Raw genomic sequence first — 13,517 nt, forward strand, 5'->3', positions numbered from 1 at the left:
CCAAAGTTACAAACATTGGAAAAGTTAAAGCTTGATTTTACAAAACTCCCTTCAAAATCTCCTCATCTACCAAGTTAGGAAGGGTAACTTTCAGTCCTGGACTTCTGTCCATTTCCCGCTGGATGGCTTCCAGTGAACCTGGATTTCTGGCCCAAGCACGTCGTGCGATCCCATTGTTGACATCGTAAAAGAGCATGGATTTCAGTTTTCTTTCTGCTTCCTGACTTCCATCGAGAACGAGGCCAAAACCTCCATTGATGACTTCGCCCCAGCCAACACCGCCACCGTTGTGAATGGACACCCAGGTGGCACCCCGGAAGCTGTCGCCGATCACATTGTGGATGGCCATATCCGCCGTAAACCGGCTTCCGTCGTAGATATTGCTGGTTTCCCGGTAGGGGGAATCCGTCCCGCTCACATCGTGATGGTCTCTACCCAACACGATCGGAGCGATGATTTCTCCTTTTTTAATGGCTTCATTGAAAGCCTCAGCAATTTTTGAGCGACCTTCCGCGTTGGCATAAAGTATACGTGCCTGAGAACCGACAACCAAGTTGTTTTTCTCCGCCTCTTCGATCCAAGTGATATTGTCTTGCAACTGTTGAGAGATGGATTCAGGAGCGGTTTTCTTGATTTCCTTTAAAACAGCCGCTGCAAGTTGATCAGTTTTGCGGAGATCTTCAGCATTTCCCGATGTGCAAACCCAGCGGAATGGGCCAAATCCGAAGTCAAAACACATCGGTCCCAGGATGTCCTGAACATAGCTTGGATAGCGGAAATCAATCCCGTTTTCGGCCATCACGGCTGCGCCAGCTCGCGATGCCTCGAGCAAAAATGCATTTCCATAATCGAAAAAGTAGGTTCCCTTGGCTGCGTGGCGATTGATCGAGTCTGCTTGGCGACGGAGAGATTCTTTGACTTTTTGCTGGAAAAGCTCCGGCTGAGATGCCATCATTTCATTGGATTCTTCGAAAGAAAGTCCCACCGGATAATAGCCTCCTGCCCATGGATTGTGCAGCGAAGTCTGATCGGAGCCGAGTTCGACAAATAGATTTTCAGTGTCAAACCTTTCCCAAACCTCCACGACATTTCCCAGAAAGGCTATTGAAACTACTTCCTGGTTGAATTTGGCTTCAAATACCCGCTCGACCAGCTGATCCAGATCTTCGATCAGCTCATCCACCCAGCCTTGCTCGTGGCGCTTTCGTGCGGGGGCAGGGTTAACTTCAGCGCATATAGTCACGCAACCGGCAATGTTTCCAGCTTTTGGTTGAGCACCGCTCATTCCACCTAAACCGGCTGTCAGGAAAATCTTTCCTTTTGGACTTTCTCCGGACTGGAGCTTTTTCCGGAAAGCATTCATCACCGTGATCGTGGTGCCATGGACAATGCCTTGCGGCCCTATGTACATATAGGAGCCCGCTGTCATTTGTCCGTATTGTGTCACGCCAAGGGCATTAAAGCGTTCCCAATCGTCCGGTTTGGAGTAGTTCGGGATCATCATACCATTGGTGACGATCACTCTTGGAGCTTCTTTGGATGAGGGAAAAAGGCCCATGGGATGTCCCGAATACATGTGAAGCGTCTGTTCCTCACTCATTTCGGACAGGTATTTCATGGTCAGGAGATATTGGGCCCAGTTTTGAAAAACCGCCCCGTTTCCCCCATAAGTAATCAATTCTTCGGGATGTTGTGCGACTGCCGGATCCAGGTTGTTTTGGATCATCATCATAATGGCCGCTGACTGCTTGGATTTGGCCGGATAGTCTCCGATCGGTCTTGCGTAAATCCGGTAGTCCGGCATAAACCGATACATATAAATCCGGCCGAATTCCTTTAACTCATCCAAGAATTCTCCTGCCAGTTCACCATGCCATTCCTTTGGAAAATACCTTAAAGCATTGCGCAGCGCCAGTTTTTTCTCTTCAGGAGAAAGTATATCCTTTCTTTTCGGGGCATGGGAAAGCTCGGGATTTCGATGCTTTTTTGGAGGAAGTACTGATGGGATTCCTTGTATGATTTGATCTTGAAAAGTCATGGGATTTACGATTTTTGATTTACGGGCTCCTTTTGCCACTTATCACTGGATTCTTTTTTCTTGCGTCTAAAGTCTTTTCCCCTTCTTCCACACCATTTTCGGCTTCATTTTGCCTTGGTTGTAGAGGATTTCCCGATAATCAGAAGTGGGAAAAAGGATGAAGTCAGCCAAGAATCCGGCAGTAATTTTCCCCCGGTCAGCTAATCCCAAAGCCGCAGCTGCTCGGTACGTAATTCCTGCAAAAACTTCGGCAGTGCTGAGTTTTTCAAAAGCAGCTAAGATCGATGCTTGCGTGAGCAAATCTCCCATCGGTGCAGAACCGGGATTCCAGTCCGAAGCGATCGCCAATGCTCCATCCTGATCGAGGATCTTTCTCGCTGGGGTAAAAGCGCAACCCAAACCAATCGAAGCCCCCGGAAGAGCCACGGCTATGGTTTCGGATTTCACCAAAAGCTTGATTTCCGCTTCTCCGGACACTTCCAAGTGATCGGCCGAAAGCGCTCCGATGGCTACTGCTACTTGGGATCCTCCAGTGCTAAATTGATCAGCATGTACCGTTAGCTCAAAGCCCATTTCTCTGGCTTTTTGGAAATAGGGACGGATTTCCTCAGGTGAAAAAGCACTCTTCTCTACAAAGGCATCAATTCGATTTGTCAACTTCTCGGATTTGAGAATGGGGAAAAGTTCCGTTGCAATAAGATCCAGATACTCAGCATTGGAACCAGAAAAGTCTCTAGGTTTCATATGGGCTGCCAAACAGGTAGGGATCAAATCTGCCGAAGTTGAGTTCCCTGCCAGTCGGATCGCCCGAAGCATCTTTAGTTCTTCTGCGACAGAAAGCCCGTAGCCGCTTTTCACTTCGATGGTGGTGACTCCATCAATCAGGTGTCGATTGGCGTTTCTGGCCGTGATTTGGGCCAATTCCTCCAAACTCAGTTTCCGGGTTTGAGTGACGGTATCCCAGATTCCTCCGCCTGCTTCAGAGATTTCGAGGTAAGTTTTGCCAGAATTTCGCATTGCAAAATCCTTTGCTCTCGACCCTCCAAAGCAAATATGGGTATGGCAATCCACCAGTCCGGGCATCGCGACATAGTCACCATTCAATTCAAAAAGCTCAGCTTTTGGAAACTCAGTAACTAATTCTAGCCAAGAATCCACCTTAAGGATTTTTTGACCCTCAACCAGGATTCCCGCTTGGGAAATTATTTCCAGTTGCTCGTCAATCAAAGCTCCTTTCAATGGAAGCTTGTCCAACGTAAGTACTTGGGTGATTGGGCCGATTAGTTTTATATTTTTCATATTTTTTTCTCACAGTTGTCACGGATTTTCACAGATGGTTTTGATTGAAATCTGTGTTTATCTGTGGAATCTGTGAGCTTTTTTAATAGTCAAACATTTCACTCCATTCCGTTTCAAATGCTAAACCTTCCTCTTTAGCTACGTTTTTTGCCAAAGTCACCAATTCACCACTTTTCACCAAGTCAATCGCCGTTTCCATGTCTTCGTATAGGATTCGGTCTGAAACCACCGGATCAATGTCTTGTCTCACTCGTTCGTAGATGGCGGTCATGATTTTCCCTGACTTGAGTGGTGCGTGGTAATCCATAGCTTGTGCAGCGTAGAAAAGCTCGATTCCGAGGATTTTTTCGACGTTCCCGATCACTCTCAGTGCCTTTCTGGCTCCAATACTTCCCATGCTGACGTGGTCTTCCTGACCGAGGGAAGTCGGAATAGAATCTGCCGATGCCGGAAAGCATAGCCCTTTATTTTCCGAAGCCAAAGCCGCCGTAGTGTATTGCGGGATCATCAGTCCGGAATTGAGTCCGGTTTCTTTGAGCAAAAGTTTGGGCACTCCCGGCGTGTCTCCTTCTATGGAAAGATAGATTCGACGGTCTGAAATATTACCGATTTCGGAAGCTGCCAGACAGGCATAATCCAAAGGCAGAGCGATGGGTTGCCCGTGGAAATTCCCGCCTGAAATGGTGTTTTCTGCATCAAAAATCACCGGATTATCTGTGACCGAATTTATTTCTGTCTCGATGCAATCCTTCAAATGGAGCCAGGCATTCCAGCTCGCTCCATGTACCTGAGGCATGCATCGAAGGGAGTAGGGATCCTGAACCCGAGCACAATGGAGATGGGAATTGACGATTTCGGACTTGTGGAGTAAATTAAGAATGGTCTGGGCGACATGTTGATTGCCTACAAAAGGCCTTAATTGATGCAATTGGGCGGTAAATGGTTTGATCGAACCCATTAAGCCTTCGATCATCATCGCACCGGTGATGCTGGCATGGGTGAGGAGATTGTGGAGTCTGTCCACGATCTTTACACCGTGCGCAGCCATAAATTGCGTTCCGTTGATGAGCGCAAGCCCTTCTTTTGGTCCGAGTGTCAAAGCTTCTTTCGAAAAATGGGCCAATGCTTTTTTGGCAGTGGTGATTTCACCTGCAAAATGAACTTTTCCCAAACCGATCAAGGGCAAAAACAAATGGGAAAGTGGCGCCAAATCTCCCGAGGCTCCAACTGAACCCTGCTCAGGTACCACTGGGATCACATCATTTTCCAGCATCCAAAGGATCCTTTCCAGTGTTTCCAAGCGGATTCCTGAATAACCTTGGGCAAGTGCATGGATTTTCAATGCCAGCATCAACTTGGATATTTCCTCCGGAATGTAGTCACCAACTCCAACAGCATGGCTTTTCAGTAGATTTTCCTGAAGCGTGGTCGTGTCATTTACCGAGATTCTTGTCGTACAAAGTGGGCCAAATCCGGTGTTGATTCCGTACACCGCTTTTTCTCCTTGGGCGATTTGGGCGACAGCCTCAGCTGATGCGGTTACTTTTCGGATCGTGTCAGGGCTCAAAGTCCCTTTTATTTCTTTTTTGGCCAGTTTTAAAGCGATAGAAGCTGTCAGGTGATCTTGGCCGTAGTGGAAAGTTTTCATGGCTGTGAGAAATCCTTTGAGGTTTTCAAAAACCTCGAAGGATTGGTTTTAAGATGTTAAAATTTTCCGGTCTGTGAGGACACAGACCGGGGCGGAAAGACCTGCCAGGTTTTAAAAACCTTGCAGGTCTGTGGGATTATATTCATTCCAAAATTACTTTGAAATAATGATGCTTAATGATACTATTTTTGTCAATAATCAATAACTATTAAGCATCAATGGAATTAAGACACTTGATCTATTTTCAGGCCGTGGCTGAGGAATTGAACTACCGGAAAGCTGCCGAGCGGCTCTTTATTTCCCAGCCTGGCCTGAGCCGGCAGATAAGGCAATTGGAAGAATTGCTGGGTGTGCAGCTTTTTGAACGGGATAAGAAGCATGTGGATCTGACAGCTGCTGGAGATTATTTGAAAGGGGAAGTTGATTTTGTGATCAATCATCTGGAATCGACCAAGAATCAGTTGAAGCTGATCGAATCCGGAAAAGTAGGTGAGCTGCGGATAGGATTTCTGGGTTCCGCTTCCAATCAGGTTTTGCCTGACTTGCTCACTAAGCTTAACTCCGAACAGCCTTTAATCACGACAAGTTTGGAGGAGCTGAGCAATGCTGTCCAAGTGGAAATGATGCAAAAAGACAAGCTGGATTTGGGTTTTGTACGCTTGGCCTCAGTGCCGGAGGATCTGGAGATGAGTCCGGTTTTGCGGGACACTTTTTCTCTGGTGGTGCCCAAAAATCATCCGGTTGGGAAAAGCAATTTTCGATCCGTCAACCAGTTCCAGGAGGAATCTTTCATCCTTTTTTCCAGTGATTACTCCAATTACTATTTCGAGCAAATTATGAGTATCTGTAGGGATTCTGGGTTTTCCCCCAAGATCAGACACAAGTCTGTGCACGCACTCACTATTTTTCGGTTGGTGGAAAATGGTCTCGGCGTGGCAATCGTTCCCACTTCGCTCAAGGAAGGCTATGACCTTAATGTTCGCTTTATGGAAATTCCCGGAATTCCCCAGTTTACAGAACTGTCTGTCATCTGGAAACCCGTAAATCGAAATCCTGCATTGAAGAAGGTTTTACCTCTGATTTAGGATAGAATCATCACCAATTTTTCAATTTTACAATCTTTCAATCAGAAAGCTGGAAATCCCTATTTTCAAGCTCAAATTGAAATGTCGGGTGAAAGTCGGGTCAAATCCGAGTCCTATACGTCCTTTAGTAATTTTCAAACTCAGAAATTGCCATGGTTAATCAAAAACTCATTACAATGAAACAACCACAATTGGGCAAGAAAATCTCTGAACTGAGAAAAGCCAAAGGACTGACGCAGGAAGAGCTCGTCGAGAAGTGCAATCTGAATGTGCGGACGATCCAGCGCATCGAAGCAGGGGAGGTGACTCCCAGAAGTTATACGGTTAAGGCGCTGTTTGAAGCGCTGGAATACCAATGGGAAGAAGCCAAAAATGGCTTTGCAGATGAGGAGCGAAAAGTGCCAGCCTATCTCTACTTCGCATTTGCTGCAGGCTTGGTTTATTTCTTCCTGGCATTTTTCGAAATCGGGATGGAATACGAATGGTTCGAAGGTGGAGCAAAGGCGGATTCTTCGGCATTCATCGGAGTGAAAATCGGGACTTTTCTGACCTATGCAGCATTCATTTATGGCTGGATAAGACTAGAATCTTTCATTCCAAATTTTGTACTCAAAATTGCACTTTGGACCATGCTGGGAGCAAATGTGATCTGGTATTCGGTGGATTGCTACAGTTTACTTTCCGGTAAATTTTCACTTGAAGATTACTATCTGGTAAAGATGAGTGCCTTTGGGTTGTGCTATACCTTTTTGGGAATCGGGTATTTGACCTACAAAAAACTTTGGTCCAACATTCCTCAAATTGTAGGAGCACTCGGACTCATTGCTGGAATTTTGATCTTTTCAGGCATCGGCGTCATTTTCGGACTGATTCCTCTGACTCTCTTTGAGATAGGGCAGTTGGGATTGATGATCTGGGCTATAAACAAAATCGGGAGAACTTCTTCTCCCGATTACAGTCCTGAAAGCGTTTCTGCTTGATTTTTTAACTGATCAAATCAAATTATATTCATGGTAAATACACTACCCATGAATAACCCTGTCAGATTTATCCTCATACTTTTTTTTAGTTTTTTGATTAGTGCTTGCGCAGAAGATGCCTCTACAGATCCGGTGAAGCTTCCAGATAACCTTGACGTAAAAGTGGAATACTTGGGTAACGGGGAGGTAAAGGCCAGCTTTACTGCCGATAATGCTATTTTTTTCAAAGTGAATTTCGGTAAGCCAGGCGAGTTGGCCGTTCGGGTTGATGGAAATTCGGCCATTGGAAAATATACTGAAAAGGGAAATTACCAGCTTAATGTCCAGGCGCATGCTACAGAAACCGATTTTGTGGTTTCTGCGCAAACGATCAGTATGAATGCTGAGGCCTTGGGATTGGGCCCAAATGCAGGCTATACCAGTCCGACTAGTTATGATGGTTTTAATTTGATTTGGGCAGATGAGTTTTCTGGTTCTACACTTTCTTCAGATTGGACCTTTGAATTGGGAGACGGATGCCCGGATCTTTGTGGCTGGGGAAATCAGGAACTTGAATTTTACAAAAAGGAAAATACCAGCCTCCAAGATGGGAATCTGATCATCACCGCAAAACAGGAAAATGCCGGAACCAGAAGCTATACTTCATCCAGACTGATCACCAAAGGAAAAAAAACCTTTACCTATGGCAGAATAGATATTCGTGCTAAGCTACCCAAAGGACAGGGCATGTGGCCAGCTCTTTGGATGCTAGGGGAAAATATCACCGAAGTCGGATGGCCAAAATGCGGAGAGATCGATATTATGGAATTGGTGGGAGGAAGTGCTGAAAATAAGGATGGCACCATCCATGGAACGGTCCACTGGGACAACGGAGGAAGTAATGCCAACTATGGTGGTAAAACCTCGCTGCCTTTTGGGATTTTCAACGATGAGTTTCACGTCTTTTCGATCATTTGGGATACAGAGAAGATCGTTTGGTTGCTGGATAATGTCCAATACCATGTCATAGATATCCGACCAGCCGGGTTGGATGAATTTCACAAACCCTTCTATTTTATCCTAAATGTGGCAGTGGGAGGTACATGGCCTGGTAGCCCTGACGCAAGTACGGTACTCCCTCAGGAATTAAAGGTGGATTACATCCGGGTTTTTCAGAAAAAGTAAGCCAATTGGTCCGGAAGTATTTTTAGGATTCGTTCAAAATCGCCAAAATGGAGGCTTTCACCTGCTTCAAAATCTCAGCATTTTTTGGACTCGAAGTTTCGATTTCCAGGATTTTTGGATGAATTGAAGGTTCATAGAAGTCAACCAGCGCTCTTTCAAGTTCCTCCTGATTTTTTACTTTGATATAAAAGAAGCCAAATTCCTCGGCCAAATGATTGGCGGAAAGCTGCTGTTTTGTTTCAAAAAACTCTTCCAGTTCCGGTTGCCTGGCCGGTCCATCGATCAGTCTGAAAATTCCTCCAGCATGGTTGTTAAGAATTACGATTCGCAGATTTGCCATACCGTAATTGTGCCAAAATGCGTTGCGGTCGTAGAAAAATGCCATGTCCCCCGTGATTAGTGTCACAGGATCTTTAGTAGTAAACGTACATCCGACTGCCGTACTGTTTGATCCGTCAATACCACTTGTTCCGCGGTTACAGATGATTTCCTGATTTCTTTTTCCGAGAAAATTTACATAACGCACGGCCATAGAATTGGCCAGATGGAGCTTGGAATGTGGAGGGATTTTATTGAGCAGAAAATGCAAAGCCGAATATTCACCAAATTCCACCTCAGAAAAAACAGTGGGAAGAGCTTGGGAAACTTCTTTTTCCAACGCATTCCATCGAAGTGAAAACGCTTCATCCTGCACCGGAAGATTTTCCTGTAGCCAGTTCAAAAATCCGACTGGCGAGCAGGCTAAAATCCTTGTCAGGTGTTGAAAAGTGTCTTTGGATTCTCCGTTTGGTTGAATATGCCAATGGGAAGTTTTTGAGTTTCTGAGGAAAATTTTCAGCGATTTTGAGATGACTGATTTCCCAAAACTAAGAACAAGATCCGGAGCCAAATCGTCATGCAGGCTTTCGTTCCCCAACCAATGGTCATGCAGGCTGATTGTATTTTCGCTCTGAAGATTGGAGATAGCATCAGTGACTATGACCACATTTTGGTTTTTGGCCAAATGGTCTAGCAGACTTTGGATCTGGTGATTCGGCTTTTGTTGCCCGGGAACAATCAGCAGGCGCTTGACTTCTGATAGCCGATTTTTGATATTTCTAAGGCTTTCTTCCGTAAGTTGACTCTGACTGGTGACTGTGGTGAATTCCCTGGGGTGTTCAGGAAACTCAAATTTTTCTCCCTCTGAAGGATAAAAAGGCTCCCGAAGGGGAATATTGATATGCACAGGCCCGGCTGGAAACTGCCGGGAAAGATTGATGGCTTCATTGACAATCCGGCTTGCATGCCAGATCTGATCTTCATTTGAAAATGAATCGGGGAATCGGAAGCTTTTTTTGACATGCTTTCCAAAAACTTCCTCCTGAAAAATAGTTTGTCCATCCCATTGGTCAATCCACTCAGGTGGTCGGTCGGCGGTCAAGATCAAAAGCGGGATTTGCTGAAAATAGGCCTCAGCAACGGCTGGATAATAATTCAGAGCTGCCGACCCCGAGGTACAAACCAATACGACCGGCTGTCCCAGTTGCTGGGCCATGCCCAAGGCGATGAAAGCCGCAGAGCGCTCGTCAGAGATCGTCCGGGAGTGAATATCCGGATGTCGGGCAAAAGCCAAAGTAAGCGGAGCACATCGCGAACCGGGTGAAAGAATCGCGTTATCAATTCCCTTTTTGGCACAAATGGCTACTAAATCGAGGATGGGCTGGATAATCAAGCGCTTGGTGTTTGAATGAATTTACCGATGATCTGACATTTGAGTTCGGTTTCTTCCCATTCTTTTTCAGGATCGGAATCTTCTGTCACCCCGGCACCGGCGTAGAGAATCGCCTTTTCCCCCCGGATGGATGCAGTTCGGAGATTGACAAAAATCGAGGTTTCTCCCTGAATATTCACTGGTCCGATAAAGCCTGCAAAAAACGAACGGTCAAAGCCTTCATTTTCCTGCAAAAACTCATGCGCTTCTTTTCTGGGCATCCCACAAACTGCAGAAGTCGGATGAAGCAAATCCAGCATCACCGAACCGAGTTGGGGAAAACCAGTTGCTTTCATATCCACCCGGAAATCAGAGCGGAGGTGAAGAAGATTTCCCGCCATCACTGTTTTGGGACCATGTTCCTCGTACTCTCTGAGTCGGATTTTCTTGAAGCAATCCACGATATAGCGACAGACCAAGGCTTGCTCTTCGATTTCCTTTTGTGTCCAGGCGGCGGATTTGAGTGGGTTTTCACCGGAAGCCGGTTGTGTGCCGGCCAAAGCCATGGTGTAGAAATGATCCCCTTTGGTTTCGATCAAAACCTCCGGACTTGCTCCGATCCAACTACCAACCTGGGGAATATGGAAAAAATTAACAAATGAATTTGGGTAAGCTTCCAGCATTTTCAGGAAGGATTTTCCCAGGTCAAATTCTTTTGAAATGGCAATGACTTTGGTTCTTGCCGGTACTACCTTTTCTACAACCCCGGCTTCAATAGCCTCAATTCCCAGTTGAACCAATCGGGTGAAATGGTCTTTTTGGTCTGCTCCTTTTTGATCCTGAAAATCAGATTTGGATTTTTCTCTAATCAGGCTTTTTACTTTAGCATTGATAACTTCTTTGGAAGGATCCACGGTGGATTTGATCCATTCCGGGAAGTCTTCAGCTTCAAGTTCCTGATCCAACTGAAAACTGAAATACTGACTTGATATGATGAAAAAGGCCTTTTTGTCTTCCTGATCTGCAAAAGGATGTACAATAAAGCCAGCAGGAAGTTCTTCAAAGCTTAAATTGACCCTTTCAGGATTTTCCCGGTCATCAAGCAAAAATTCAAGTTTCTGGGATTTGGGTTTTCTCCATACAGCAAATGAACCACCGGATTCCAATCCTTTCAGAAAAAGAAAATCCAAAATTTCAGACTGAGCCGTAAGTGCTAAAGTATCCGTATTGTTCATTTTTTATCCAAAATAGCCATGGTTATCCGGCTAATGCAACACAACTGACCTGCTTCGTTGTAGATTTTAATTTCCCAAATTTGGGTTGTTTTTCCGACATGAATCGGCTTTGCAACTCCTTTTACTTTGCCCTCTCTTACCGCTTTGATGTGGTTGGCGTTGATTTCCAAGCCTACGCAAGCCTGCTTTGTTTGATCGATAGTCAGGGACGAGGCCAAACTTCCCAGGGTTTCCGCCAGGGTGACATTCGCTCCTCCGTGTAACAAGCCCATGGGTTGCTTGGTTCGATGATCTACTGGCATGGTGGCTTCCAAATAATCCTCCCCAATACCTGTAAACTCAATTCCCAGATGTTTGATCATGGTTTCCGAACTGGTAGAATTCAGGTGTTCCAGAGAGGGAAGAGAAAGAAAAACCATTAAAATGTGGGTTAAATGAAGTTTATTTGGGCTCCGGACAAAAATAAAGAAACTTGAACCGAAAAAAAATTTACCTGGTCAGACACGGGCAGACTGACTTTAATCTACAGGGAGTAGTACAGGGTAGTGGAATCGATGCGCCGATCAATGCAACAGGAAGAGCTCAGGCCAATGGATTTTTTGAAGCTTACAAGGATATCACCTTTGATCAGGCCTATCATACCGCTTTGATCCGGACTAAGCAGTCCATCCAACAGTTTATTGATTTGGGGATTCCGACTCAAGCCTTGCCTGAGCTAAATGAGATTTCCTGGGGGGATTATGAAGGAACTCCTATGACTCCCGAGGAGGGTCAATATTATCAACACATGCTTCATCAGTGGCAGCAGGGAAATTTGGACTATGCAATCGCTGGAGGCGAAAGTCCGAATATAGTCGCAGAAAGGATGAGAAAGGGAATCCACAAAATCCTTAGCGGTCCGGGTGAAACAATTTTGGTTTGCATGCATGGAAGGGCAATGCGGATTTTCCTTAGCTTGATTTTGAATTATGACATGCGGTATATGGACCAGTTTGAGCACAATAACCTGTGCCTTTACCTGCTCGAGCAATTACCGGATGATACTTTTGTGGTGAGGAAATTTAATGACCGGGAGCACTTAAAGACCTTAAGTCTGATTTAGCAGCTTTGGCAGCCTTTTTCTTGGCAAGAAGGCTTTCCTCATACATGGCAAGGTATTTCTCGTGGAGGTTTTTGTTTTCGGTCAGATCAAAAAGACGGAAGGCAATTTGTTGAAGCTGGACTTTTTGTCCGTTCTCCAGGTCAACCAAAAACTCACCCAAAAAACACTCATCGAAATCACAGGAAGGGATCTCTATGATTAGGGCCAATTCCGAGTTTCCGGAATAATGCAAAGTGGAAAATGCAGAAGAAAATTGTGATTCAATATCCCGAATATTGGTTTTGAGATCCTTTAATTCTTTGCTTTTGAAAAGCACCAAAAAAGTTTTGGATTCGGGATTTTTTGCAAAAACCGAAGTGCAGCAAATCAGGGCTAAAAGGAGAGTTGCGAACTTTTTCATTGCGAGCAATATACCATATAAAAACCCGACAAAGCAATACATTTTGACATAAAAAAAATCCCCGAAGTATCAACTCCGGGGATTTCTCTTGTGTAAATATTGGATTAAGCTTTCGCTGTTCTTCTTTTAGCTTTTGCGCCTTCTTCCTCTATTTCATCTTCAACACCGGCAAGGATTCTTCCGCAGTGTTCACAGACGATCAATTTTTTCTTTTCCCGGATATCAGCCTGTCTTTGAGGTGGTACAGTGTTGAAACAACCTCCGCAAGCGCCTCTTTTAACCATTACCACAGCAAGGCCATTTTTGGCATTTGCTCTGATTTTAGTGTATGACTTCACCAATCTGTCCTCCACTTTTTTCATTGCTTTATCTCGCTCAGCGCGAAGCTTGGATTCATCTGATTCACTTTCAGAAACGATGGTATCCAGTTCTTCCTTTTTCAGGTCGAGATCCTTCTGACGATCTTTCATCAAATTGTTCAGCTCATCCAAATCGGTCTTCTTCTGCTCGATTTTTACTCCTGATTCAGCAATTTTCTTCTTAGAGACCTGGATTTCGAGATCCTGAAGTTCCAGTTCCTTGGTGATGGCATCGTACTCACGGTTGTTCCGTACGTTCATCTGTTGTTCCTGGTACTTTTTGATCAGCTTCTCAGACTCCTTGATGTTTTCCTTAAACCGCTTGATATCGTCTTCGAAAGAGTCGATATCATTCTGGAATTTTTCGAGTCGTGTTTCGTAGCCTGCTATCTCATCTTCAAGGTCCTGAACTTCCTCAGGAAGTGCGCCTCTTACTTTTACGATGGCATCTAGTCTTGAATCTATAAGTTGAAGGTTGTAGATAGCTTCTAGCTTTTGTGCTACTGTACTTTCCATG

The 13,517-nt window shown here is 45.1% G+C and carries 12 protein-coding genes; 4 read left to right on the forward strand and 8 right to left on the reverse strand.

Annotation, left to right across the window (positions count from 1 at the left end; genetic code table 11):
• Positions 1-37: 37 nt before the first annotated feature.
• The 3 genes from B0E43_RS24660 to hutH form a co-directional block, all read right to left on the reverse strand.
• Positions 38-2,038: a urocanate hydratase gene (locus B0E43_RS24660; protein ID WP_077346554.1), complete on the reverse strand. Its 2,001-nt coding sequence runs from the start codon at positions 2,036-2,038 to the stop codon at positions 38-40.
• 66 nt (positions 2,039-2,104) lie between these two features.
• Positions 2,105-3,337, reverse strand: coding sequence for an imidazolonepropionase (gene hutI / locus B0E43_RS24665; protein ID WP_077346463.1), 1,233 nt, complete (start codon positions 3,335-3,337; stop codon positions 2,105-2,107).
• Between the two features lie 82 nt (positions 3,338-3,419).
• Entirely contained in the window at positions 3,420-4,985 is a 1,566-nt protein-coding gene (hutH, locus tag B0E43_RS24670; RefSeq protein WP_077346464.1) for a histidine ammonia-lyase, read from the reverse strand.
• Between the two features lie 218 nt (positions 4,986-5,203).
• On the opposite strand from hutH, the gene B0E43_RS24675 reads away from it, so the two are divergent.
• The 3 genes from B0E43_RS24675 to B0E43_RS24685 all read left to right on the forward strand — a co-directional run bounded on the left by B0E43_RS24675 (position 5,204) and on the right by B0E43_RS24685 (position 8,214).
• Positions 5,204-6,070 carry a LysR family transcriptional regulator gene (locus tag B0E43_RS24675; protein WP_077346465.1) on the forward strand — a complete coding sequence of 289 codons (867 nt, stop codon included), beginning with the start codon at positions 5,204-5,206 and terminating at the stop codon, positions 6,068-6,070.
• Positions 6,071-6,246: 176 nt separating this feature from the next.
• Complete coding sequence (locus B0E43_RS24680; RefSeq protein ID WP_139352637.1) at positions 6,247-7,050, forward strand: helix-turn-helix domain-containing protein; 804 nt, start codon at positions 6,247-6,249, stop codon at positions 7,048-7,050.
• Between the two features lie 30 nt (positions 7,051-7,080).
• Positions 7,081-8,214: a glycoside hydrolase family 16 protein gene (locus B0E43_RS24685; protein WP_077346469.1), complete on the forward strand. Its 1,134-nt coding sequence runs from the start codon at positions 7,081-7,083 to the stop codon at positions 8,212-8,214.
• Positions 8,215-8,236: 22 nt separating this feature from the next.
• Here the strand turns inward: B0E43_RS24685 and menD are convergent, their stop codons facing one another.
• From menD to B0E43_RS24700, 3 genes are read right to left on the reverse strand one after another with little or no spacing between them, the layout of a single operon-like run.
• The gene (gene menD, locus B0E43_RS24690) at positions 8,237-9,925 is read right to left on the reverse strand and encodes a 2-succinyl-5-enolpyruvyl-6-hydroxy-3-cyclohexene-1-carboxylic-acid synthase (RefSeq protein WP_077346471.1); all 1,689 of its coding nucleotides are present in this window, start codon (positions 9,923-9,925) and stop codon (positions 8,237-8,239) included.
• Positions 9,922-11,139: a chorismate-binding protein gene (locus tag B0E43_RS24695; RefSeq protein ID WP_077346473.1), complete on the reverse strand. Its 1,218-nt coding sequence runs from the start codon at positions 11,137-11,139 to the stop codon at positions 9,922-9,924. The genes menD and B0E43_RS24695 overlap by 4 nt, the downstream gene beginning before the upstream one ends.
• A complete protein-coding gene (locus tag B0E43_RS24700) occupies positions 11,136-11,558 on the reverse strand; it encodes a hotdog fold thioesterase (protein ID WP_077346475.1) in 423 nt (140 codons plus the stop codon). Before B0E43_RS24700 ends, B0E43_RS24695 begins: the two co-directional genes overlap by 4 nt.
• A gap of 53 nt (positions 11,559-11,611) precedes the next feature.
• Here B0E43_RS24700 and B0E43_RS24705 point away from each other — a divergent pair, with 53 nt between their 5' ends.
• Positions 11,612-12,241, forward strand: coding sequence for a histidine phosphatase family protein (locus tag B0E43_RS24705; protein WP_077346477.1), 630 nt, complete (start codon positions 11,612-11,614; stop codon positions 12,239-12,241).
• Here the strand turns inward: B0E43_RS24705 and B0E43_RS24710 are convergent.
• On the reverse strand, positions 12,201-12,641 hold the full coding sequence (locus B0E43_RS24710) for a hypothetical protein (RefSeq protein ID WP_077346479.1): 441 nt from the start codon (positions 12,639-12,641) through the stop codon (positions 12,201-12,203). The genes B0E43_RS24705 and B0E43_RS24710 overlap by 41 nt on opposite strands.
• A 104-nt stretch (positions 12,642-12,745) precedes the next feature.
• Positions 12,746-13,516 carry a zinc ribbon domain-containing protein gene (locus B0E43_RS24715; protein WP_077346481.1) on the reverse strand — a complete coding sequence of 257 codons (771 nt, stop codon included), beginning with the start codon at positions 13,514-13,516 and terminating at the stop codon, positions 12,746-12,748.
• Between the last annotated feature and the right edge of the window lies 1 nt (position 13,517).

It is taken from the genome of Algoriphagus sp. A40, assembly GCF_002002735.1.
GTDB lineage: Bacteria > Bacteroidota > Bacteroidia > Cytophagales > Cyclobacteriaceae > Algoriphagus.